The sequence below is a fragment of the Altibacter sp. genome, assembly GCF_019913785.1.
Lineage (GTDB): Bacteria > Bacteroidota > Bacteroidia > Flavobacteriales > Flavobacteriaceae > Altibacter.
The window spans coordinates 24458-46366 of record NZ_JAIOHK010000033.1 but is presented as its reverse complement, the minus strand read 5'-3'; the positions used below and the strand labels follow the sequence as shown (position 1 = coordinate 46366).

24 protein-coding genes are annotated in these 21909 nt (G+C 39.9%); 8 read left to right on the top strand and 16 right to left on the bottom strand.

The genetic code is table 11. The features are described 5' to 3' along the window. Positions 1-49: 49 nt before the first annotated feature. The 3 genes from K8F54_RS05085 to K8F54_RS05075 are packed head-to-tail and all read left to right on the top strand — an operon-like array spanning position 50 to position 4069. Positions 50-559 carry a sigma-70 family RNA polymerase sigma factor gene (locus K8F54_RS05085; RefSeq protein WP_290787956.1) on the top strand — a complete coding sequence of 170 codons (510 nt, stop codon included), beginning with the start codon at positions 50-52 and terminating at the stop codon, positions 557-559. 59 nt (positions 560-618) lie between these two features. Beyond that, positions 619-1527, top strand: a complete 909-nt coding sequence (locus tag K8F54_RS05080; protein ID WP_290787952.1) for a FecR family protein — start codon at positions 619-621, stop codon at positions 1525-1527. After that, positions 1508-4069 carry a TonB-dependent receptor gene (locus tag K8F54_RS05075; protein WP_290787949.1) on the top strand — a complete coding sequence of 854 codons (2562 nt, stop codon included), beginning with the start codon at positions 1508-1510 and terminating at the stop codon, positions 4067-4069. The genes K8F54_RS05080 and K8F54_RS05075 overlap by 20 nt, the downstream gene beginning before the upstream one ends. A 1-nt stretch (position 4070) precedes the next feature. On the opposite strand, the gene argS is transcribed toward K8F54_RS05075, so the two are convergent. From argS to ctlX, 4 genes are all read right to left on the bottom strand, one after another. Next, the gene (gene argS / locus K8F54_RS05070) at positions 4071-5843 is read right to left on the bottom strand and encodes an arginine--tRNA ligase (RefSeq protein ID WP_290787946.1); all 1773 of its coding nucleotides are present in this window, start codon (positions 5841-5843) and stop codon (positions 4071-4073) included. Between the two features lie 170 nt (positions 5844-6013). Next, positions 6014-6574 carry a GNAT family N-acetyltransferase gene (locus K8F54_RS05065; protein WP_290787943.1) on the bottom strand — a complete coding sequence of 187 codons (561 nt, stop codon included), beginning with the start codon at positions 6572-6574 and terminating at the stop codon, positions 6014-6016. Further along, positions 6555-6761 (bottom strand): hypothetical protein, encoded by a 207-nt coding sequence (locus K8F54_RS05060; RefSeq protein WP_290787940.1) that lies wholly within the window; start codon positions 6759-6761, stop codon positions 6555-6557. The genes K8F54_RS05065 and K8F54_RS05060 overlap by 20 nt, the downstream gene beginning before the upstream one ends. Positions 6762-6797: 36 nt before the next feature. Further along, positions 6798-7703: a citrulline utilization hydrolase CtlX gene (gene ctlX / locus K8F54_RS05055; RefSeq protein WP_290788066.1), complete on the bottom strand. Its 906-nt coding sequence runs from the start codon at positions 7701-7703 to the stop codon at positions 6798-6800. A 250-nt stretch (positions 7704-7953) separates the two neighbouring features. On the opposite strand from ctlX, the gene K8F54_RS05050 reads away from it, so the two are divergent. The 5 genes from K8F54_RS05050 to K8F54_RS05030 all read left to right on the top strand — a co-directional run bounded on the left by K8F54_RS05050 (position 7954) and on the right by K8F54_RS05030 (position 12153). Continuing rightward, positions 7954-8391, top strand: coding sequence for a thioredoxin family protein (locus K8F54_RS05050; RefSeq protein WP_290787937.1), 438 nt, complete (start codon positions 7954-7956; stop codon positions 8389-8391). A gap of 6 nt (positions 8392-8397) precedes the next feature. Beyond that, a complete protein-coding gene (locus K8F54_RS05045) occupies positions 8398-9384 on the top strand; it encodes an FAD:protein FMN transferase (RefSeq protein ID WP_290787934.1) in 987 nt (328 codons plus the stop codon). Beyond that, entirely contained in the window at positions 9381-9590 is a 210-nt protein-coding gene (locus tag K8F54_RS05040; protein WP_290787931.1) for a DUF4266 domain-containing protein, read from the top strand. The genes K8F54_RS05045 and K8F54_RS05040 overlap by 4 nt, the downstream gene beginning before the upstream one ends. Before the next feature lie 10 nt (positions 9591-9600). Next, positions 9601-10845: a DUF3570 domain-containing protein gene (locus K8F54_RS05035; RefSeq protein WP_290788063.1), complete on the top strand. Its 1245-nt coding sequence runs from the start codon at positions 9601-9603 to the stop codon at positions 10843-10845. Positions 10846-10962: 117 nt separating this feature from the next. After that, a complete protein-coding gene (locus K8F54_RS05030; protein WP_290787929.1) occupies positions 10963-12153 on the top strand; it encodes a proprotein convertase P-domain-containing protein in 1191 nt (396 codons plus the stop codon). A gap of 13 nt (positions 12154-12166) precedes the next feature. Here K8F54_RS05030 and K8F54_RS05025 read toward each other — a convergent pair whose 3' ends face one another. The 12 genes from K8F54_RS05025 to secY all read right to left on the bottom strand — a co-directional run bounded on the left by K8F54_RS05025 (position 12167) and on the right by secY (position 21902). Then, the gene (locus tag K8F54_RS05025; protein ID WP_290787926.1) at positions 12167-13081 is read right to left on the bottom strand and encodes an arginine deiminase family protein; all 915 of its coding nucleotides are present in this window, start codon (positions 13079-13081) and stop codon (positions 12167-12169) included. A 65-nt stretch (positions 13082-13146) separates the two neighbouring features. Further along, positions 13147-14433 carry a citrate synthase gene (locus K8F54_RS05020; protein WP_290787923.1) on the bottom strand — a complete coding sequence of 429 codons (1287 nt, stop codon included), beginning with the start codon at positions 14431-14433 and terminating at the stop codon, positions 13147-13149. Positions 14434-14615: 182 nt separating this feature from the next. Then, positions 14616-15902, bottom strand: a complete 1287-nt coding sequence (gene eno / locus K8F54_RS05015) for a phosphopyruvate hydratase (RefSeq protein ID WP_290787920.1) — start codon at positions 15900-15902, stop codon at positions 14616-14618. Continuing rightward, positions 15899-17020 carry a glutamine-hydrolyzing carbamoyl-phosphate synthase small subunit gene (gene carA, locus K8F54_RS05010; RefSeq protein WP_290787917.1) on the bottom strand — a complete coding sequence of 374 codons (1122 nt, stop codon included), beginning with the start codon at positions 17018-17020 and terminating at the stop codon, positions 15899-15901. The genes eno and carA overlap by 4 nt, the downstream gene beginning before the upstream one ends. A gap of 140 nt (positions 17021-17160) precedes the next feature. Continuing rightward, on the bottom strand, positions 17161-17664 hold the full coding sequence (rplQ, locus tag K8F54_RS05005; protein ID WP_290787914.1) for a 50S ribosomal protein L17: 504 nt from the start codon (positions 17662-17664) through the stop codon (positions 17161-17163). A gap of 69 nt (positions 17665-17733) precedes the next feature. Continuing rightward, entirely contained in the window at positions 17734-18726 is a 993-nt protein-coding gene (locus tag K8F54_RS05000) for a DNA-directed RNA polymerase subunit alpha (protein ID WP_290787911.1), read from the bottom strand. Between the two features lie 21 nt (positions 18727-18747). Beyond that, positions 18748-19353, bottom strand: coding sequence for a 30S ribosomal protein S4 (rpsD, locus tag K8F54_RS04995; RefSeq protein WP_290787908.1), 606 nt, complete (start codon positions 19351-19353; stop codon positions 18748-18750). An 85-nt stretch (positions 19354-19438) separates the two neighbouring features. Continuing rightward, positions 19439-19831 carry a 30S ribosomal protein S11 gene (rpsK, locus tag K8F54_RS04990; RefSeq protein WP_100803233.1) on the bottom strand — a complete coding sequence of 131 codons (393 nt, stop codon included), beginning with the start codon at positions 19829-19831 and terminating at the stop codon, positions 19439-19441. Positions 19832-19842: 11 nt separating this feature from the next. Beyond that, positions 19843-20217, bottom strand: coding sequence for a 30S ribosomal protein S13 (gene rpsM / locus K8F54_RS04985; protein ID WP_290787903.1), 375 nt, complete (start codon positions 20215-20217; stop codon positions 19843-19845). 2 nt (positions 20218-20219) lie between these two features. Next, a complete protein-coding gene (ykgO, locus tag K8F54_RS04980; protein WP_281542470.1) occupies positions 20220-20336 on the bottom strand; it encodes a type B 50S ribosomal protein L36 in 117 nt (38 codons plus the stop codon). Between the two features lie 5 nt (positions 20337-20341). Continuing rightward, positions 20342-20557, bottom strand: a complete 216-nt coding sequence (infA, locus tag K8F54_RS04975; protein WP_100803230.1) for a translation initiation factor IF-1 — start codon at positions 20555-20557, stop codon at positions 20342-20344. Between the two features lies 1 nt (position 20558). Next, on the bottom strand, positions 20559-21902 hold the full coding sequence (secY, locus tag K8F54_RS04970) for a preprotein translocase subunit SecY (RefSeq protein ID WP_290787895.1): 1344 nt from the start codon (positions 21900-21902) through the stop codon (positions 20559-20561). Between the last annotated feature and the right edge of the window lie 7 nt (positions 21903-21909).

Genomic DNA, 21909 nt, shown 5'->3' with positions numbered 1-21909 from the left:
CCCTATTTTTAAAACTTTTTAAATATCTTTGGTTTACACCTCATCGTGCATGAAAGATATAGAAAACGTTTGTAATGAACATATATTCAATCAGGTCTATAAGGACTATGGAAAACCCATTTGGCGCTTTATATATTACAAATGTGGGGATTCGGCACAGGCCGATGATTTGGTGCAAGAGGCATTTATAAAATTGTGGCAAAACTGTGCAAAGGTACCTTTAGGGAAGGCAAAATCATTCTTGTACACCGTTGCCAATAATACTTTTTTAAACGAAGTGGCACATAAAAAGGTGGTGCTTAAGCACGCCCAGCTTCAGCCAACGAAGGTAGATAGTCAATCGCCCGAATACATCTTGGAAGAAAAGCAATTTCTAAAAAAACTTGAATCGGCTATTGCAAATCTAACGGAGGCACAACGAACCGCCTTTTTAATGAATCGCATCGACGGAAAAAAATATCGAGAAATAGCCGAAATCTTGGAAATTTCTGTAAAAGCAGTCGAGAAACGTATGAGTCAGGCATTGGCAACGCTTCGGAAGGATATTGAAAATATATAAGCTAAGGTAGGGTAAAGCCAAGGTAGGCTGTTTCAAGAATAGGTATGAACAAATTAGATATGGAATTAAACTACATCTTACATAAATATTTGAATGGGGAGGCTACTGCCGATGAGATAGATAAATTGAAGTCCTCGCCGGAATATGCTTCTTACATGAAAATTGCAGAAGCAACTTCCGGTTTTGAGGCACCAAACTTCAATGCCGAAGCTAATTTTGAGTTGATCAATTCGAAACGTATCGTTCAAAAGGAGGTGAGGCGAATGCGGCCATTTTCGGCATTTTTGCGAATTGCTGCCGTACTAGCCGTCGTCCTTGTGGGTTATCTTTACCTAAATTCTTTGGACACAACCGTTTCAACCCAAATAGCGCAAAAGGAGACCTTCTTATTACCCGATGCTTCGGAAGTGGTTCTAAATGCCAGTTCTGAAATTGTTTTCAATAAGAAAAACTGGAAAAAGGATCGGAGATTAACACTGAATGGCGAGGCTTATTTTAAGGTGACCAAGGGAAATTCCTTTAGTGTAGAAACAACGCAAGGTGTGGTTACCGTTCTAGGGACTCAGTTCAATGTGTTTTCAAGAGATTCCATATTCAATGTGAATTGTTTTGAAGGCTTGGTGAGTGTAGCTTTTAATGACACATTGGTAAAGTTACCCGCCGGTAATAAACTCAAAATTGAAAATGGTAGCTTAGTCGTACACACAACATCCAATGCCCTTGCCCCAACTTGGATAACTGACGAAAGTCATTTTGAGAATGCGTCGTTCAATATAGTTTTAAATGAATTAAAACGTCAATATCCAATAAGCGTAACCGCAATAAATGTAAATTTGAACAAACGTTTTACCGGAAGCTTTACACATAAGGATATCAATCTAGCTTTGAAATCGATTTGTGATCCGTTAGACTTACAGTTTACAGTTACGGAAGGGGAAGTAAACATTTATGCAAAAGAAGGCAACTAGCACCTATCGCTATGTTTTTATCGGGCTGTTTTATGTGTTTTGGGGTCAGTTATGTACTGCTCAGGACCATGATAAAATTGCCCTGCAGACCGTTATTGAAAACATGGAAACGAAATACAGTATTAGTGTTTCCTACACTCCCGATGCAATTGCCGGCATTACCATAACACCTCCTTCCCCTAGCTTTTCCCTTGATGACCTATTAATTTACTTGAACGAAAATACCCCGTTGGTATTTACTAGCATCGATGCCAGATACGTCACCGTAACTTTCAAGGACTCCGAAAAAGTGTATTGTGGTCGTATTTTGGATGCCAGCTCCGGCTTTCCATTAGAAGGAGCCACTGTACAGACTAATAATAATAAGTATGCTACTATCACCAATGCGGAGGGCGTGTTTTATATTTCTGAAAATGCCAATATTACTTCCGTACTCATTAGTTATGTAGGTTTCGAATCGTACGAAATCCCATTGCAGCGATTTGAAACGAATTGTCCCACCTTTTTATTGATCCCCTCAGTTACCCGCTTAGAGTATATAACCTTAAATGCCCTTTTTACTAAGGGAATTGTCAAGGAGCTTAACGGTTCTATTTCTCTGAATACCGATAATTTTGGACTACTACCCGGTCAGGTTGAAAATGACGTACTACAGATTGCACAGGCCCTTCCCGGAGTAGAAAGTGTGGATGAAACCATTTCGAACATTAATATCCGTGGAGGTACACATGATGAAAACTTGATCCTTTGGGACGATATCAAAATGTATCAAAGCGGTCATTTTTTTGGACTTATTTCGGCTTTTAATCCCGACTTGACGGAGCGAGTAAGTATTTATAAGAATGGAACACCTGCAAAATACGGTGAGAGTGCTTCGGGGGTCATCGCTATGTATTCTAAAAATACCGTATCCAACACTTTTACCGCAGGAGGTGGTTTTAATTTGATCAATGCCAATGTATTTGCCGATGTGCCTGTTTCTGAAAACTTTTCGATGCAGGTCTCCGGCAGACACTCATTAAGTTTTCTGGTAGAAACGCCGGTATACAATACCTTTTCGGAACGGATCTTTCAAGATACAGAAATTACGAATCGCGAAAATCCGAATAACCCGACCACTATTTCAACCGAAGTTGATTTCAATTTCTACGACGCCAGTGCCAAACTACTATGGGATGTATCGGATAAAGATAAATTCAGGCTTAATTTTCTAATCATAGAAAACCATCTGCACTTCGACGAGTCGGTGGAAGCATCTATGCAATCTAAAAGAAGTCAATTGGGACAAACAAGTACAGTAGGTGGAATTTCATGGAAACGGATTTGGGATTCGAATTTCGAAACAACGGTGCAAGGATACGGATCGAGCTATTTGATTGATTCTATCAATAAAGACATTTTAACGTCTCAAGAACAGCAACAGGAAAATGAAGTTTTGGAAACCGGAATTAAGTTGGAAACAAAAATTACACTTTCTGACAGGTATTCATTGGAGAGTGGTTATCACTTTTCGGAAACCGGGATTTCGAATACACAAGATGTCAACCTGCCTAGATTTAGAAGTGTTGTAAAAAATGTGTTGCAAAGCCATGTGCTCTTCGGAACACTCAACTATACATCTCCTAATGACCAAACCATAATCAACGGAGGCGTTCGAATGAATTATTTGGACAAGTTCAGTAAATTTATTGTTGAACCTAGGCTGAGCTTTCATCAGAAGATGGGTGGTGGATTTGCCTTTGAAGCACTGGGAGAATTCAAAAACCAATCGGTTACCCAGCGCATTGATTTTACCAATGATTTCTTAGGAATTGAAAATAGAAGATGGGTACTTGCCGATGACCAAGCTGTACCTGTGATACAAAGCAAACAGGCTTCAGCAGGAGTGGTATACAAAAGGAATAATTGGTTTGTCAATCTAGAGGGGTTTTATAAGTTTGTAGATGGCATTACCTCATCCAATCAAGGATTTCAGAATCAATTTCAGTCTGTTCAAACCACGGGTAGTTATACTGCAAAAGGAGCTGAGTTCACCCTGAACAAAAAGATTCGATCTTTTAGCGCCTGGTTTACCTATCTGTATATGAAAAATGATTACACTTTCGATTCCTTGTCCCCCAGTACTTTTCCGAACAACTTAGATATTCGACACAGTCTTACAACCGCAGGTTCTTATTCATTTAAAAATTTTAAGATCGCCTTGGGATATAATTATCGAACCGGAAAACCCAATACGTTCCCCCTAGCCGGGGAAGAAATCATTATTGAAGATGGAGCAGAGGTAATTCAATTCGACACGCCCAATAATGAACGCACAGCAAATTATTTCCGTACCGATCTTTCGGTAGAATACCTATGGGAGATCTCTTCGAAGGTAACCGCCAAAATAAACGCGGCCGTATTGAATGTATTTAATACAAAGAACACGCTAAATATTCGGTATACTTTGGATACCGACAGCAGTGGTAACTCGCGGGTGAATCAGGTAAAAGAAGTTTCTTTGGGAGTAACACCTAATTTTTCCTTACAGCTATTATTTTAGGTTACATCCGTACCGGAACTCGAATTCCAAGTAGGTTGAAAGCTGTTTTTATAACATCCCCGGTTGCTTTTGACAGTTGGACTCTAAAGTGCTGTTCTTCCTCTGTATCTGCGCCAAAAATTGAGATATTCTGAAAAAAGGAATTGTATAATCGTACCAGCTCATAGGTATAATTAGCAATAAGTGCCGGACTGTATTGTTGGGCAGCCTGCTGAATTGTTTCAGGGAATACTTGCAGTTGTTTAAGCAGTTCCTTCTCTTTGTCCTGTAAGATGATATTATAATTTACCTGCTTTTTAAGAGGGCCCGCCTTCCGCAAAATAGATTGTATTCGAGCGTAGGTATATTGAATGAAAGGACCTGTATTTCCTTGAAAATCTACACTCTCTTCTGGGTTGAAAAGGATTCTCTTTTTTGGATCCACCTTCAGGATATAATATTTTAAAGCACCCAATCCAATGGTTTGGTAGAGTTCTTTTTTTTCTTCTTCCGAAAAGTCATCGATTTTACCGAGTTCTTCACTAATATCACCTGCTGTCTTGGCCATATCTGAAATAAGATCATCGGCATCCACCACAGTTCCTTCCCGACTTTTCATTTTCCCGGAGGGTAGATCTACCATCCCATAACTTAAATGATACAATTGTTGCGCCCAGACATATCCCAGTTTTTTCAGAATTAAAAACAATACCTTAAAATGGTAATCCTGTTCGTTTCCTACCGTATAGATCATCCCATTCACATCGGGGTGGTCCTTTACACGCTGAATGGCAGTTCCAATATCCTGAGTCATATAGACAGCGGTGCCATCACTACGCAATACAATTTTTTCATCCAATCCTTCATCGGTGAGGTCACACCATACCGAACCATCCTCTTTTCGTTTGAATACGTTTTTTTCGAGTCCGATATCGATCACCTCTTTCCCCAATAAATAGGTGTCACTCTCGTAGTAATAACTGTCAAAATGTACACCTAAAGACGCATAGGTCTTTTCGAAACCCTCGTAGACCCAGGCGTTCATTTTCTTCCAAAGTGCCACTGTTTCGGTATCGCCGGCCTCCCATTTACGAAGCATTTCTTGGGCTTCCAATAAGGATGGGGCTTCGGCCTTAGCCTCATCTTCAGATCTTCCGTCAGCAATCAACTTTGCGATCTCTTTTTTGTATTCCTTATCGAACTTTACATAATAATTTCCAACCAGCTTATCTCCTTTCAAACCGCTAGATTCTGGCGTTTCTCCCTTGCCAAATCGCTTCCAGGCCAACATACTTTTACAAATATGAATACCGCGGTCGTTGATGATTTGCGTGTTGTACACTTTCTTACCTGCGGCTTTAAGTATTTCGGCAACACTGGCACCCAATAAGATATTTCGAATATGTCCTAGGTGCAAGGGCTTGTTGGTATTGGGAGAGGCGAATTCGACCATGATGGCCTCTGTTTCATCTTGCCTCTTTCCGAAGGTGGAAAAATCTGGAACACTACGAAAGAATTCCAAATAATAGGCATCACTCAGCACCAAATTCAAAAAACCCTTTACCACATTGAATTTTGATACGACATCTATATGTTTCACGATATATGTTCCAATGGCCTCTCCAATTTGCACCGGATTTCCCTTTACAACACGAAGCATAGGAAATATCACCACGGTAATATCGCCTTCAAACTCTTTTCGAGTGGCTTGAAACTCGACAGTTTCGAGCGTAGCACCATATAGTTGTGACACCGCCTTAATAATTTCCTTTTCAAGAGTGAGTTGCAAATTCATGAGTTGATTTTAAATATAAGGCTCTCCTACACCATAGGGCTGGAAAGCGAGGGCAAAGATACAAGAATTTTTAGGGATGGATTGGAGATGTATACTTGAAAAATATCGCGATCATAACTCTGGCCCTATCGGTTAGAGAAAGCGTTGAAAATGGAAATACCAGGTACGAGCTACACCAAATCCAATTGCATCATAATATCAAACTGCAAATCGGTACCCACCATAAATTTATGCTTCGAAAAAGCTACAAAGCCGTTCCTTTCATAAAAGGAAATTGCTCTTAGATTTTTGTCCCATACCCCCAGCCAGATTTTATCGATCCTCTTCTGTTTTGCAAAGTCAATTACAAATTGCAAGAACTGCTTTCCAACTTTTAGCCCCTGATATTTGGAAATTATATAGATGCGCTGAATTTCTAAAGCGTTTTTGAAAGGCATTTCGGTTTGGGCCGTTTGGAGATTGAGTTTGACAAAACCAATTATATCGGCATTGTATTCGGCAAAAAAATGATAGGAATTCGGATTCTCATACTCCAATTTTATCTGTTCAAGGGTAAAGGCCTCATCCATATACATTTTAAAATCGGATGGGTTGTTTAAATGTTCAAATGCTTCCACAAAAGTCTTGCTGCTGATCTGTTGCAACAATGCGACTTCGGTAGGCTGCACGTCCCGAATACGTATCTTTTCAGAAACCATACGCGTGTAAATGCTATCTGCGATTTTTAGCAAACAATGCGGCTAGTAACGCCAAGACGCCTAAACCGATCATTCCCAGGGTTTGATTATTCAGCCCCTCTTTGGCCGAGACTTCCAATGGTCCAATATCGAGTACTTCTTGTGGGACAAAGGCACTGTAGAGTCCAAACCCAATAAGTGCAATCCCCACAATCACCAAAATTATTTTTAGGATCCTCATTACAGTATCTGTTATGTGACTTAAAGATAGTTAAATTTATTCCTTCGGAAGAAAGACTTCGGCCATCATACACCGGGCACTACCTCCACCGCAGGTTTCAATAGTTTCCAGATCACTACTTAAAATCTCACAATGTTTTTCAATCGCCTCAACTTGATCTGGACGTAAACTCTCGTGAGCCGCTTTGCTCATGATCATGTATTTAGTGTCTCCCGCTCCTTTTACTTGTAGCATATTCCCGGCAAATTGGTGCATCTGCGCTTCGGTTATCGCTATGATCTCTTTCCCGTCTTGTTTTAAATGTTGCACCACATTTTTCTTTTCGGTAGCATCGTCTATGGTATCCAGACAAATTACTGCAAAATTTTCGGCAAGTGCCATCATTACATTGGTGTGATAAATGGGCACTCGTACACCATCGACAACCTGATTGGCCGTAAACACCACCGGGAAATAATCGAAATCCTCGCAAAACTCAATTAGAAGTTCTTCATCGGCACGCGGAGATAGGGCACAATATGCCTTTTTATGAACCCGATCCAACAACAAGCTTCCGGTTCCTTCCAGAAACAAACCTTCTTCTTCGGCACTGGTATAATCCATATAGCCTTCGATAACAAAACCTTCACTTTCTAAACGGTCCATGACCTCTTCGCGACGTTCTCTACGTCTGTTTTCAGCAAACATTGGGTACAATCCAACGATACCGCTATCGTGAAAACTAACCCAATTGTTGGGAAAAATAGAATCGGGCGTATCCATCTTAAGGTCGTCGTGTTCCACAATCACCTGCACCCCAACCGCCCTTAGTTTAGCTACAAACGCATCGAACTCGGCCTGGGCCTTGGTATTGATCTCGCTATTTTTAAGATCTATATTTTCCTGAAAAAAATTATTCACGGCGGTCTCTTCGTTCATGCGGAATGCGACCGGACGAATCATTAAGATGGTGTTGGTAATTTGTTGTGCCAAAGGGTTATCATTTAGGCTACAAATTTACGTGTTTTTATGATTGAAAAAGTAGATAAAAGTTGGGAAATTATATTCAAATTAACTCGTTACCAATTTATAATTGTTGTAATTAATTGCATTACAATTCGACTTTATACAACAAAATTAAATTAGACTAACAATTATTAGGTAGTATATTTCGTTTAGTAATTGTTTGCGTACTATCTATTATTGCTTAACTATGAATAAACTAGTAGTTACTTTTATTTTTTCACTATTTACATTGACCTCAGGGATGGCTCAGAAGTGGGAAACAGACATTACTATTGCCAAAGAACTTGCTGCCAAATTCAACCGCCCTATTGTTTTAGTTTTTCAAGGAAGTGATTGGTGTGCACCTTGTATTAAATTAGATAGAGAAATTTGGAGCAGTGAAGTCTTTACCGCTTATGCCAAAGATCATTTTGTCATGTTGCAGGCGGACTTTCCCAAAAAAAAGAAGAATGCTTTGCCGGAATCCCTTCAGAAACAAAACAATGCGCTTGCCGAAATCTATAACAAACAAGGTATTTTCCCTTTTGTTGTAGTATTGGATAAGAAAGGTAAAAAGCTTGGAGAGACAGGTTATATTAATACAACCCCTTCAGAATACATTAAACATTTGGAATCATTTAAATAATAGTACTTGAGACAACTCCTGATCTTTTTTATATTAAGCTTTGTTACAAATAGTTTGCTTGCACAGCAAACGGTAAAGCGGACTCTAAAATTAATGGGTAGTCGGTTTGAGATTACGGTCATTGCCAATACCAAACCCGAAGCCAATGGGTATATTGATTTGGCTGTTGCCGAAATTACCCGAATTGAAAAATTGATTTCCTCGTGGGATCCTGCTTCACAAACTTCAGAAATTAATAGAAACGCGGGAATTAAGTCCATTACAGTAGATGAAGAATTGTACACACTCATTGGACGTAGCGTTGAACTCTCGAAGTTAACAGATGGCGCCTTCGATATTAGTTATGCTTCTATGGACAAGATTTGGAAATTTGATGGCAGTATGTCTGAAATGCCTGCGGAAAAAGACATCGCTGCTTCCGTAGAAAAAGTTGGCTATAAAAACATCATCCTAGACCCTGAAAATTTCACTGTTTTTCTGAAACTCCCGGGGATGAAAATAGGATTTGGTGCTATTGGCAAAGGCTATGCTGCAGACAAAGCAAAAAAACTATTAATGGAGCATGGTGTGAAGGCTGGTATCATTAATGCCTCAGGCGATATGACAACATGGGGGAAGCAAATGAATGGTAGCGATTGGAAAGTAGCTATTACCAATCCAATGGACAAAAATAAGGCCTTTGCTATGTTGCCCATAGAAGAAGGCGCTGTAGTTACTTCAGGAAATTATGAAAAATATGTGGTTTTCAATGGAGTGCGTTATTCTCATATTATCGATCCTAGAACGGGGTATCCCGCAACTGGGATAATAAGCGCCACTGTTTTTGCTCCTAAAGCTGAGCTGGCAGATGCCTTGGCAACCTCTATATTTGTAATGGGTATAAAAGCCGGGTTGGACTTTATCAATCAAATTCCCAAAATAGAATGTATTTTAATAGATGCAGAGGGAAATATATACACATCGAACCAAATAGAAATCGACACTAAAAAATGAAAAAAATCTTCCTGTTATGTCTTTTCTGTTCTTTGTTCGCTTCCTGTGTGGTAGTGAAGGAATATGAAAAAGTAAATATCAACGACCCGGATATGGCGCTTAGCGATAAGGGAATTAAACGATTTGAAACAAATGCACATGCGTATCGTGAAGCTGCTTCAGGTGCTAACGGAGGTAAAACCGGTGGTGGATGTGGCTGTAATTAATCTTAAACATATGAAATCCATTTTAAGCCTATTTTGTTTCCTTTTTACTATTCTCGGCTTTTCTCAGGATTCAACTAGCACCTATAAAAAGAGAGTGTTAGAAACACCTGAAGTTGATTTCTTAATAAGTTATTATTCACAAGATGGGAATAACGCCGCGGTGACTGGTGGAATAGGAACCGAAGAATTAACAGATTTCACGCCTACCATTGTAGTAGCAATTCCTTTAAATGACGATGATGTTCTAACGATCGATGCCGGAGTTTCGGCCTATACCTCAGCTTCATCCAGTAATGTGGATCCTTTTGATGGCCCGGGTGACCCAGATCCGTTTGTAGCTTCTTCGGGTGCATCAGGAAGTGACCTATGGTTTAATGTTTCGGCTAATTACAGCCATAGCAGTGACGACCGAAACAATCTCTGGTCGGGTAAGGTTGCTTTCGCGAATGAATATGACTACACTTCCATCGGATTCGGTGGAAGCTATACAAGATTGTTTAATGAAAAGAATACGGAGGTCAGCATCAATGCCAATGTCTATCTGGACACCTGGAACATTATTTATCCTATGGAACTTCGACCCATCGAACTCTCCGGTTTGGAACCTCTTTCTTCAAAAAGCAGAAATTCTTATTCGGTTGGATTTGGCTTTTCACAGATTTTATCCAAACAATTGCAAGGATCCTTGTCCCTTGACCTCGTGCAACAGGATGGTTTATTGTCTACACCTTTTCAACGCATTTATTTTAGTGACCAACCCGATTTCTTCGTTGGTAATAATTTTCAAATTGCCGATGACATAGAACGCTTACCCGATAGCCGCTTCAAAACTGCCATTGGTGGACGCTTGCATTATTATGCGAACGAATTCATGGTGATTCGTACGTACTATCGATATTATTTTGATGATTGGGGAATTAACTCACATACGGCGAGTATTGAAGTCCCAGTAAAGTTAGGAGATAAATTTACTGTCTACCCATCCTACCGTTATTACAATCAAACGGCATCCGATTACTTTTTTGCTAATAATGAAGCACTATCTACGGATGAGTTCTATACTTCAGATTATGACTTATCTGAGTTTTCAGCAAATCAGTATGGCTTCGGAATTACCTATACCGATATTTTTACCAAATTCAACCTATGGAAATTGGGTTTAAAAAGCATAGATTTAAAATACAATTACTACAAGCGTGATTCCGGACTAAAATTCAGTTTGATTTCAGGAGGTTTTAAATTCATATTGAATTAGACTTTAAAACTATTTTTCTTCCATTTATATTTTTAACAAATTCTTAATTAAAATGCAATATACCTTTGCCTATATTTTATATCGATACTGAAATTGATATAGTTTGATTCTAGCTTTATGTATAAAAAACTCCCCAGTTTTGCATTGCTACTATTCAATGCAATGTACTTATGTGCCCAAGTAGGTATTGGTAATACTAATCCCTTAGCAACTTTAGACATTCTAGGCACCAATCATAACGGTGCTGTAACCGCAACAGATGGAATTCTCATTCCTCGGGTCAATAGCCTTTCGGTTTCAGGAAGTCAGGACGGTCAATTGGTGTATCTAATAGCCGATGTAGGAAATCAGAAAAAAGGATTTTATCATTGGAATTTAATTAAATGGAACCCAGTATCTATTACAGGGAGTGCAACCTTATCGGAAAGAATTGTATCACCAGATGCTTTTCCTGTTGTAACTGCACCTACAGCATTTACAATTACTCCAAATTCGGCCATTGCAAATAACACGGCATACGCCAATAATATAGTGGTAAGTGGTGTCACAGGCACCACATCTTTGGTTACACTTACGCTTACAATAACTCACGGAAATGATGCCGACATTGACATCTTTTTACAATCCCCTACCGGGCAAATTTTAGAATTGAGTACAGACAATGGCGGTACAGGGAATAATTATACCAATACCGTTTTTAGTGATGCCGGTGCGACCAATATTACCGCTGGTGTTCCTCCCTTTACTGGAACATTTAGACCGGAAGGCACACTAACCGCATCGGGAGCTCCCCTAAATATTACAGCAAATATTACGACTTTTGTAGGATTTAATGGTGCCGCTCCAAATGGGACCTGGATTTTACGAATTGGTGATGACCTTGCGGCCAATACAGGAACTTTTAATTCGGCTACATTAACAATTTCGGGAACATCTGTAGATAACTGGGTATTATTAGGCGAAGTTTCGATCGCCTATTTAAACGGTACGGCTGTAATTGTACAATCTTCGTATTCGGGAGATCCAACCGACTTAAGTGGGGTTATAACTTCCCTAACAAGAAGTACCGCAAGTGCCAGCGCTATTGGAATGACAACGGCTAGTCTACCGGGTACTATTTTAAATTATGCTAGTGCTTCACCAAGTGGAAATGGAAACTTTTGGGTAAATACGTTCAACCAAACACGCAATGTGGGTCTTTCGGATGATACGGTCTATTTTTATCAGTTATGGAGGAAGGGAAATATCGAAAGCCCCGTGGCTTCTAATGAAACTTACTCATTAATTCCTTTTCGGATAAGAGAATAGTATTTTAGTATAATCAGTCTCTAATAAGAGGCATTGTAGTACAGCGTAACAGACCTTCTTGCTTGGAAATTTCGGCATAGGGAACTTCTTCTACTTTGAAGCCCTGAGCACGTAACCAAGTATTGAGTCGTGTGAAATTCTTTTCTGAAATCACCACATCGGGAGAAATAGAAAAAATATTGCTGTTCATTTCGTACATCTCGTCCTTGGTGATATGAAAACAGTTTTCTTTTCCGAAGAAATTGAGCAACCATTCATACTCTTCTTCAACCAAAAAACCTTCTTTGTGAATTATTGCCTTACCTCTACCCAAAGGCTGAAAGCAACAATCCAAATGAAGCGCATTGTCACGAGCAACGGTATTGGATTTTCGCAAACTGAAGGATTTCACTTTTTTATGCGGAAATAATTTCTGAAGGTGCTTTACGGCTTTTATATTGGTGCGCGCGGTAATATAATTGGCATAATCATCGCCGTAATACGTACCTGCAAAAATATAGTCACCCCAAGGCATCACGTCACCCCCTTCAATATGGGCATCTTCCGGAAATTCGATAATTTTTGAGGGATCTATTTGTGAAATAACATGTTCAATTGCCTCAATCTCCAGCGAACGATCATCCAGAATATTGGCGATAATAAATTTGTCTTCAATGACAAAGGCAATATCGCGGGAAAAGATCTGGTTGTAATCCTTGATGCTTTTAGGGCGAAAGACTTTAACGTCGTATTTTTTTAAGATTTCAGCCACCGCATCCATCTCCCTTACCATGTCTTCGTCTTTCGGATAGGTGCCTGCCTTGATATGTTCAGCCGATTTGGGGTCGTACGCGTCTTCTAATTTAGGGACAGGACCATTGCTGTCTGCTCTACCAAGCACGACAGCACGTAGCCTAGAAATTTCGTCATTAATGTTCAGTTGAATCATATGGCAAATATAAAAAAGCATCCCGATATGGTCAGAATGCTTTTCAATTATAAAAAAACGAAACCTTATCTTTTTTCTACAGGCTTAAAGTCACGTAGTGTTTCTCCAATATAAATCTGTCTGGGTCTCCCTATAGGTTCTTTACGCAAGCGCATTTCTCTCCATTGGGCAATCCAGCCGGGTAAACGTCCTAAGGCAAACATGGGTGTAAACATTTCTACTGGAATACCTAGCGAACGGTAAATAATACCCGAGTAGAAATCTACATTGGGATATAATTTTCTATCTACAAAGTACGGATCTTCCAAAGCTTCTTTCTCTAGTCCCTTCGCAATGTTTAATACCGGATCGTCAATGCCAAGGTCATCCAACACACTGTCGGCCGATCGCTTAATAATCTTTGCTCTAGGATCGAAGTTTTTATATACTCTATGTCCAAAGCCCATTAGACGGAAAGGATCGTCTTTATCCTTCGCTTTTGCCATGTATTTTTTGGTGTCTCCACCATCTTCTTTTATAGCTTCCAGCATTTCAATTACGGCTTGGTTAGCTCCACCATGCAGAGGGCCCCATAAAGCAGCAATTCCTGCTGAAATAGAAACAAATAAACCGGCATGCGATGACCCCACAATTCGCACGGTCGAAGTAGAGCAGTTTTGTTCGTGATCTGCGTGTAAAATCAACAATTTATCCAATGCATCGACAATTACTTGTTTTGGAATATAGTCTCCATTTGGTTTCTTAAACATCATCTTTAAGAAATTTTCAACATATCCCAATGAATCGTCACCGTAATCCAACGGCAATCCTACTCTTTTTCTATATGCCCAAGCCGTTAGTACAGGAAATTTAGCCATTATTTTTACAATGGCATTATACATTTCCTCTTCGCTATCAACATTGACCGATGAAGGGTTAAAAGCGACTAAGGCAGATGTAAGTGAAGACAACACCCCCATTGGATGTGCTGACTTTGGAAATCCATCAATTATTCTCTTTACATCCTCATCGACATGAGATTGTGCTTTTATATCGTTATGAAATTTTATGAGTTCATCTTTGGTAGGTAATTCTCCAAAAATAAGTAGGTAAGCGACCTCAAGGAAATCGGCTTTTTCAGCCAAATCTTCAATGGCATATCCACGGTATCTTAAAATACCCTCTTCTCCGTTTAAAAAAGTAATAGCACTCTCACAGGATCCCGTATTTTTATATCCAGGATCGAGTGTTGTTACTCCGTTGGTATCACTTCGTAAGCTCTTAATATCTATAGCAACTTCGTTTTCGGTACCCTCCACTAATGGGAATTCATATTTTTTTCCGTCGATTTCGAGGATCGCTGTCTTTGACATATATTCAATTTGGTTTTAATGGTTCTGAAAAGATATCAGTCCGAATTGTAAAATTACAAAATCTCGAACGATTTTTTAACACTTACGAACACTTGTTAGGTTAAAAAATACTTAAATCAGTATTATTTGATGTATAATTCCCAGGTAACACTTCTTACAGGTTGTGAAGGAGGTGCTTTCTTTTATATTTTAAATGCTTTTCGCTGTGGATAGTAGGCAACCTCTCCCAATTGTTCCTCTATTCGAAGCAATTGATTGTACTTTGCCATTCGGTCACTTCTGGAGGCAGAACCCGTTTTTATTTGTCCACAATTTAGTGCTACCGCTAGGTCTGCTATTGTATAGTCTTCAGTTTCACCACTACGATGTGACATCACAGAAGTATATCCCGCATTGTGCGCCATATTAACAGCCGCAATAGTTTCGGTAAGTGTCCCTATCTGGTTTACCTTAATAAGAATTGAATTCGCTATATGTTCTGAAATACCTCTTGATAATCGCTCTACATTGGTCACAAAGAGGTCGTCTCCAACAAGTTGTACTTTATTCCCTACTATTTCGGTAAGATACTTCCAACCTTCCCAGTCGTTTTCATCCATTCCATCTTCAATAGAAATAATAGGATACTTTTCACATAGTTCGGCCAAATAATCGGCCTGTTGTTTTGACGTCCTTACTTTTCCACCTTCCCCTTCAAAAACTGTATAATCGTATTTTCCATCTTTATAGAATTCGGCTGAAGCACAGTCTAAAGCGATCATCACATCACTTCCTAATTTATAGCCTGCTTTCTCCGTGGCCACTTTAATCGTATCTAGGGCGTCTTCAGTACCATCCAGTGTAGGGGCAAATCCGCCTTCATCACCCACGGCAGTGCTCAAACCACGATCGTGCAACACTTTTTTTAGGTTGTGAAATATCTCACTTCCCATCTGCATCGCATGTGTAAAATTCTTTGCTTTTACCGGCATGACCATAAACTCCTGAAATGCAATAGGGGCATCGCTATGTGAACCACCGTTAATGATATTCATCATAGGAACGGGAAGGGTCTTTGCGCTTACACCTCCTACATACCGATAGAGCGGCATTCCCAATTCGTTAGCCGCAGCCTTTGCTGCTGCCAAAGAAACTCCAAGTATCGCATTCGCTCCCAGCTTCGATTTGTTAGGGGTACCGTCCAAATCGATCATAATCTGATCGATCAATTCCTGTTCAAAGACAGAAACACCTAAAAGTGTTCCTGCAATTTTTCCATTTACCTTTTCTACAGCCTTTAGGACTCCTTTGCCCATATAGTCCGTTCCACCATCTCGCATTTCAACAGCCTCGTGTTCTCCTGTAGAAGCTCCTGAAGGTACCGCAGCACGTCCTAAATAGCCATTTTCGGTAATCACATCTACTTCGATGGTTGGATTTCCTCTCGAATCGAATATTTGTCTTGCGTGGATGTCTATGATAATGCTCATGCGGTTTGTAGTTTGTGTTTTTTAATATTTTCTAAAAAGTCATCAAAAAGATAGGAAGCATCGTGTGGACCCGGACTTGCTTCGGGATGGTATTGTACCGAAAATACGGGTTTGCCCTTCATGCGGATTCCCGCCGCTGTTTTATCATTGAGATGCACATGTGTAATCTCGATATCGGGATGTGCTTCGGCATCTTCCCTACTAATGGCAAAACCGTGATTTTGAGACGTAATCTCCCCTTTTCCGGTTAGCAGATTCAAAATAGGGTGATTAATACCCCTGTGTCCGTGATGCATTTTATAAGTCGAGATTCCATTCGCCAAAGCCAACACCTGATGTCCTAAACATATGCCGAAAAGGGGTTTCCCGGAGTCAATTATTTGTTTAGTGGTCTCGATGGCACTGTGAAGCGGCTCAGGATCACCAGGCCCATTTGATAGGAAATAGCCATCCGGCTCAAAGGATTTCATATCGTTGAAGCTGGCGTCATACGGGAACACCTTAATATAGCAATCTCGTTCTGCCAGATTGCGAAGAATATTCTTCTTGATACCAATATCCAATGCTGAGATTTTAAAGGTAGCCTCTGGATTTCCGAAGAAATAAGGTGCTTTTGTTGAAACCTTACTAGCCAATTCGAGCCCTTCCATATTTGGCACTTCGGCCAATTGTTTTTTAAGTTTCTCTATTTGATCCACTTCGGTAGTGATCACGGCATTCATAGCACCGTTGTCCCGAATGTAATTTACCAAAGCGCGTGTATCCACATCACTGATGGCTAAGAGGTTATTCCGATCTAAAAATGCTTCCAGAGAGTCATCGGCCGCCGGACGCGAATAGTGATAACTAAAATTTCGGCAAATAAGTCCGGAGATTTTTATACCCTCCGATTCAACTTCTTCCACATTGGTACCGTAGTTTCCAATATGTGCATTGGTGGTCACCATAAGTTGTCCATAGTAAGAAGGATCGGTAAATATTTCCTGATAACCGGTCATTCCGGTATTAAAACAAACTTCTCCAAAAGCGGAGCCTTCTTTACCTCCTACTGCTTTTCCGTAAAAAATAGTCCCGTCGACTAATAAAATAAGTGCTTTTTTTCGTTTTTGATACTTCATATTCCTCAAATGTTTTGCAAAAATACTTTAAAAGATGAACGTGTACAATTCAGGTTTTAGAACTTTTAAACAATTTAGGTCATAAAAAAAGGGATAAACATTGACTGCTTATCCCTTTGATTTTATAACTGATATTTCATTTATTCTTCTTCTTTCTTTGCTTCAGTTTCTTTCTTTGCTTCAGTTGCTTTAGCCACTGGTGCAACAGCCGCTGCAGTTTTTGAACCACCACGACGACTACGACGTGTCGTCTTCGTTTTAGTTGCTTTTCCTGCGTTGTACAGCTCGTTGTAATCTACCAACTCGATCATTGCCATATCTGCATTATCCCCTAGACGATTCCCTAATTTGATAATTCGGGTATATCCTCCCGGACGTTCTCCCACTTTTACGGCAACGTCTCTGAACAATTCGGCTACCGCCTCCTTTTGACGCAATCTACTGTAAACGATACGACGGTTATGTGTAGTATCCTCTTTAGATTTTGTGATCATTGGTTCAACAAATCGCTGTAATGCTTTCGCCTTAGCTACTGTGGTATTGATTCTTTTATGTTCAATTAGGGAGCAGGCCATATTTGCCAACATCGCGCTTCTATGTGCCGTCTTTCTTCCTAAGTGATTTGTTTTTTTTCCGTGTCTCATGACATTTGTTTTTAATCATCATCTCGCTACCAAATCCCAAAAGCTATCGGGAGAGCAAAATATGACGTATTAATCTTTATCTAATTTATATTTTGAAAGATCCATTCCGAAGTTTAGTCCCTTCACATTCACTAACTCTTCTAATTCGGTCAATGATTTTTTTCCGAAGTTTCTAAATTTCATCAAATCGTTCTTGTTGTAAGAAACCAAATCTCCCAAGGTATCTACTTCGGCCGCTTTTAAACAGTTAAGCGCACGGACCGAAAGATCCATATCTACCAACTTGGTTTTAAGCAACTGGCGCATATGCAATGACTCTTCATCGTAGGTTTCGGTTTGAGCAATCTCGTCTGCTTCCAGAGTGATACGCTCATCGCTAAACAACATAAAGTGGTGAATCAAGGTTTTTGCGGCTTCAGTTAAAGCATCCTTTGGATGAATAGAACCATCGGTTACAATTTCGAAAACCAATTTCTCGTAATCGGTCTTTTGCTCTACACGGAAATTCTCAATGCTGTATTTCACATTTTTTATCGGCGTGTAGATCGAATCGGTAAAGATGGTACCAAGTGGTGCATTTGCTTTTTTATTCTCTTCAGCAGGCACATACCCTCTACCTTTCTCAATTGTGATTTCGAAGTTCAGGTTCACTTTAGATTCCATATTGCAGATCACCAATTCGGGGTTCAACACTTGGAATCCTGAGATGAATTTCTGAAAATCACCAGCGGTTACTTGATCGGCACCATTAATAGAAATGGTAACAGTTTCGTTATCGATCTCGTCTATTTGTCTTTTGAAACGAACTTGCTTCAAATTTAGAATGATCTCGGTAACGTCTTCCACAACACCGGCGATGGTTGAAAATTCGTGGTCAACACCTTCGATACGAACCGAGGTAATTGCGAATCCTTCCAATGAAGAAAGTAAAACGCGTCTTAATGCGTTACCAACGGTCAATCCATATCCAGGTTCCAAAGGGCGAAATTCGAATTTCCCTTCAAAATCTGTGGAATTGATCATGATAACTTTATCAGGCTTCTGAAAACTAAATACTGCCATAGTGTGACTCGTGTGTTTTGATTATTTAGAATATAATTCGACGATGAACTGCTCGTTAATGTTTTCCGGGATCTGAAGACGCTCTGGAATAGATACGTATGTACCTTCCATTTTCTCTCCATTCCAAGAGATCCACTCGTAAACACTACTCGCGTTATTCAACGAATTTTGAATGGCTTCAAGAGATTTTGACTTCTCTCTTACCGCAATAACATCACCTGCTTTCAATTGGTAAGAAGGGATGTTTACTTTTTCACCATTAACGGTGATATGTCTGTGAGAGACTAATTGTCTTGCTGCCTGACGGCTAGGTGCTATTCCCATACGGAATACCACATTGTCAAGACGCGACTCACAGTATTGTAACAATACAGTACCGGTTATACCTGGCGCTGCTGTTGCTTTCTTAAACATATTTCTGAACTGACGCTCTAATACACCATAGGTATATTTTGCCTTTTGCTTTTCCATTAACTGGATAGCATATTCAGATTTTTTCCCACGACGACGGTTGTTTCCGTGTTGTCCCGGAGGGTAATTTCTCTTTTCGAAGGATTTGTCTTCTCCGAAGATAGCTTCGCCGAACTTACGAGCTATTTTAGTTTTTGGACCAGTATATCTTGCCATTTTAAATTGATTTAGAAGGAAAAACTAAATTAAGGTCTTATCTATCCTCTAGCTTTTAACCCCTTCAGGTTGATATTTATAATTATTAAACTCTTCTTCTTTTTGGAGGTCTACATCCGTTGTGTGGCATTGGGGTAACGTCGATAATCTCTGTTACTTCAATACCGGCATTGTGAATAGATCGAATAGCAGATTCTCTACCATTTCCTGGTCCTTTCACATATACTTTTACTTTACGTAGACCTGCAGCGTGCGCCACACCTGAAGCATCTTCGGCGGCTAATTGTGCTGCATAAGGAGTATTCTTCTTTGATCCTCTAAAGCCCATTTTACCGGCTGATGACCAAGAGATAACGTCTCCGTTCTTATTGGTTAACGAAATGATAATGTTGTTAAAGGAAGCTGTTACGTGTGCCTCACCAACAGATTCAACATTAACCTTGCGTTTTTTTGTACTTTTTGAGCTAGTCTTTGCCATATCTCTAGGTATTATTTAGTTGCTTTCTTCTTGTTAGCAACTGTTTTACGTTTTCCTTTTCTAGTTCTCGAGTTATTCTTAGTGCGCTGTCCTCGTAACGGAAGACCTGCTCTATGACGAATACCTCTGTAACATCCAATATCCATTAAACGTTTGATGCTTAATTGGATTTCACTACGTAATTCACCTTCGATTTTGAAAGACCCAACAGCCTCACGAATAGCACCGATTTCATCATCGTTCCATTCGCTAACTTTTTTGTCTTCGTCAACTCCGGCTTTGTTCAATATATCCTGCGCTCGGCTTTTACCAATTCCGAAGATATACGTTAACGCGATTACACCCCTTTTTTGCTTTGGGATATCTACACCTGCGATTCTTGCCATAATTATCCTTGTCTTTGTTTGAACCTAGGGTTCTTTTTATTAATTACATATAATCTACCATTTCTGCGAACAATCTTGCAGTCGGCACTTCTCTTCTTAACGGATGCTCTAACTTTCATCTCTATTAGTATCTATAAGTTATGCGAGCCTTCGATAAATCGTATGGGCTCATTTCTAATTTTACTTTATCTCCGGGTAACAATTTAATATAGTGCATACGCATCTTACCCGAAATGTGTGCAGTTACAATATGACCGTTTTCAAGTTCCACACGAAACATTGCGTTAGACAATGCTTCTATAATGGTTCCGTCTTGTTCTATTGCTGTTTGCTTTGCCATATTATGCTACTGCTTTTCTATTTTTACCACTCTTCATCAAACCGTCGTAATGACGATTTAATAAGTAGGAGTTTATTTGTTGCATAGTATCGATAGCCACCCCTACCATAATTAGGAGGGAAGTACCACCGTAGAATAATGCCCACCCTTGTTGGATTCCCATTAACTTCACAACAAATGCAGGAAATATTGCAATAAGTGCTAAGAAAACAGATCCCGGCAAGGTTATTTGAGACATGATTCGGTCTAACAATTCGGCGGTTTCGGTTCCCGGTTTAATACCCGGAATAAAACCACCACTTCGTTTTAGATCATCTGCCATTTTATTGGTTGGTACCGTAATTGCCGTATAGAAGTACGTAAATACTATAATCAATGCTGCAAAAACAATGTTGTACCACAATCCAAATATATCACTGAATGCCGCCTGAACTGATTGCGCCATCTCACTTTCAGAAAGACTGGCAACAGCTGAAGGAACAAACATGATCGCCTGTGCAAAGATAATAGGCATTACCCCAGAAGCATTCAACTTTAAGGGAATGAATTGTCTTGCACCAAAGATGTTTTTCTCGTAACCACCACTGGCTGTCCTACGCGCGTATTGTACAGGTATCTTTCGGACTGCCATGACCAGCATCACCGACGCCAGAATAATGACAAACCAGATTACCAATTCGATAAGAATCATGATCAATCCACCATTCGATTCTAATACTCTAGACGCAAATTCCTGAGCAAAAGATAATGGTAAGGTGGCAATAATACCCACCATGATCAAAATAGAGATCCCGTTTCCGATACCCTTATCTGTAATCTTTTCACCCAACCACATCGCGAATACACAGCCTGTTACCAAGATAATTGTTGAAGACACAAAGAACATCGTGTCCTTACCAAGGATAAAGGCTTCGGCTGGAACGCCCAGGGCTTCCAAACCAAATAGGTAACTCGGTGCCTGCACTAGACAGATACCAATGGTTAACCAACGTGTAATTTGATTGATCTTCTTTCTTCCGCTTTCTCCTTCTTTCTGTAATTTCTGAAGGTAAGGCACCGCAATCTGCATTAATTGTACTACAATAGAGGCCGAAATATACGGCATGATCCCCAATGCAAAAACCGAAGCATTCGCAAAGGCTCCTCCTGTAAATGCATTAAGTAATCCACCAATACCACCGGCGTCAAATTTACCAGCGAATTCAGATAACTTAGAAGCATCTATCCCGGGCAATACTACCTGTGCACCAAAACGGTACACCAATAATAACCCCAAGGTAACCATGATGCGATTTCGCAGCTCCTCTATTTTAAAAACGTTTTTTATAGTATCAATAAATTTCATTGGTGTC

Coding starts and splice junctions, on each gene's coding strand:
- K8F54_RS05085 (WP_290787956.1), top strand. CDS start 50: ATGAAAGATATAGAAAACGTTTGTAATGAACATATATTCAATCAGGTC.
- K8F54_RS05080 (WP_290787952.1), top strand. CDS start 619: ATGGAATTAAACTACATCTTACATAAATATTTGAATGGGGAGGCTACT.
- K8F54_RS05075 (WP_290787949.1), top strand. CDS start 1,508: ATGCAAAAGAAGGCAACTAGCACCTATCGCTATGTTTTTATCGGGCTG.
- argS (WP_290787946.1), bottom strand. CDS start 5,843: ATGAATTTGCAACTCACTCTTGAAAAGGAAATTATTAAGGCGGTGTCA.
- K8F54_RS05060 (WP_290787940.1), bottom strand. CDS start 6,761: ATGAGGATCCTAAAAATAATTTTGGTGATTGTGGGGATTGCACTTATT.
- ctlX (WP_290788066.1), bottom strand. CDS start 7,703: ATGATTCGTCCGGTCGCATTCCGCATGAACGAAGAGACCGCCGTGAAT.
- K8F54_RS05050 (WP_290787937.1), top strand. CDS start 7,954: ATGAATAAACTAGTAGTTACTTTTATTTTTTCACTATTTACATTGACC.
- K8F54_RS05040 (WP_290787931.1), top strand. CDS start 9,381: ATGAAAAAAATCTTCCTGTTATGTCTTTTCTGTTCTTTGTTCGCTTCC.
- K8F54_RS05035 (WP_290788063.1), top strand. CDS start 9,601: ATGAAATCCATTTTAAGCCTATTTTGTTTCCTTTTTACTATTCTCGGC.
- K8F54_RS05030 (WP_290787929.1), top strand. CDS start 10,963: ATGTATAAAAAACTCCCCAGTTTTGCATTGCTACTATTCAATGCAATG.
- K8F54_RS05025 (WP_290787926.1), bottom strand. CDS start 13,081: ATGATTCAACTGAACATTAATGACGAAATTTCTAGGCTACGTGCTGTC.
- K8F54_RS05020 (WP_290787923.1), bottom strand. CDS start 14,433: ATGTCAAAGACAGCGATCCTCGAAATCGACGGAAAAAAATATGAATTC.
- eno (WP_290787920.1), bottom strand. CDS start 15,902: ATGAGCATTATCATAGACATCCACGCAAGACAAATATTCGATTCGAGA.
- carA (WP_290787917.1), bottom strand. CDS start 17,020: ATGAAGTATCAAAAACGAAAAAAAGCACTTATTTTATTAGTCGACGGG.
- rplQ (WP_290787914.1), bottom strand. CDS start 17,664: ATGAGACACGGAAAAAAAACAAATCACTTAGGAAGAAAGACGGCACAT.
- K8F54_RS05000 (WP_290787911.1), bottom strand. CDS start 18,726: ATGGCAGTATTTAGTTTTCAGAAGCCTGATAAAGTTATCATGATCAAT.
- rpsD (WP_290787908.1), bottom strand. CDS start 19,353: ATGGCAAGATATACTGGTCCAAAAACTAAAATAGCTCGTAAGTTCGGC.
- rpsK (WP_100803233.1), bottom strand. CDS start 19,831: ATGGCAAAGACTAGCTCAAAAAGTACAAAAAAACGCAAGGTTAATGTT.
- rpsM (WP_290787903.1), bottom strand. CDS start 20,217: ATGGCAAGAATCGCAGGTGTAGATATCCCAAAGCAAAAAAGGGGTGTA.
- ykgO (WP_281542470.1), bottom strand. CDS start 20,336: ATGAAAGTTAGAGCATCCGTTAAGAAGAGAAGTGCCGACTGCAAGATT.
- infA (WP_100803230.1), bottom strand. CDS start 20,557: ATGGCAAAGCAAACAGCAATAGAACAAGACGGAACCATTATAGAAGCA.
- secY (WP_290787895.1), bottom strand. CDS start 21,902: ATGAAATTTATTGATACTATAAAAAACGTTTTTAAAATAGAGGAGCTG.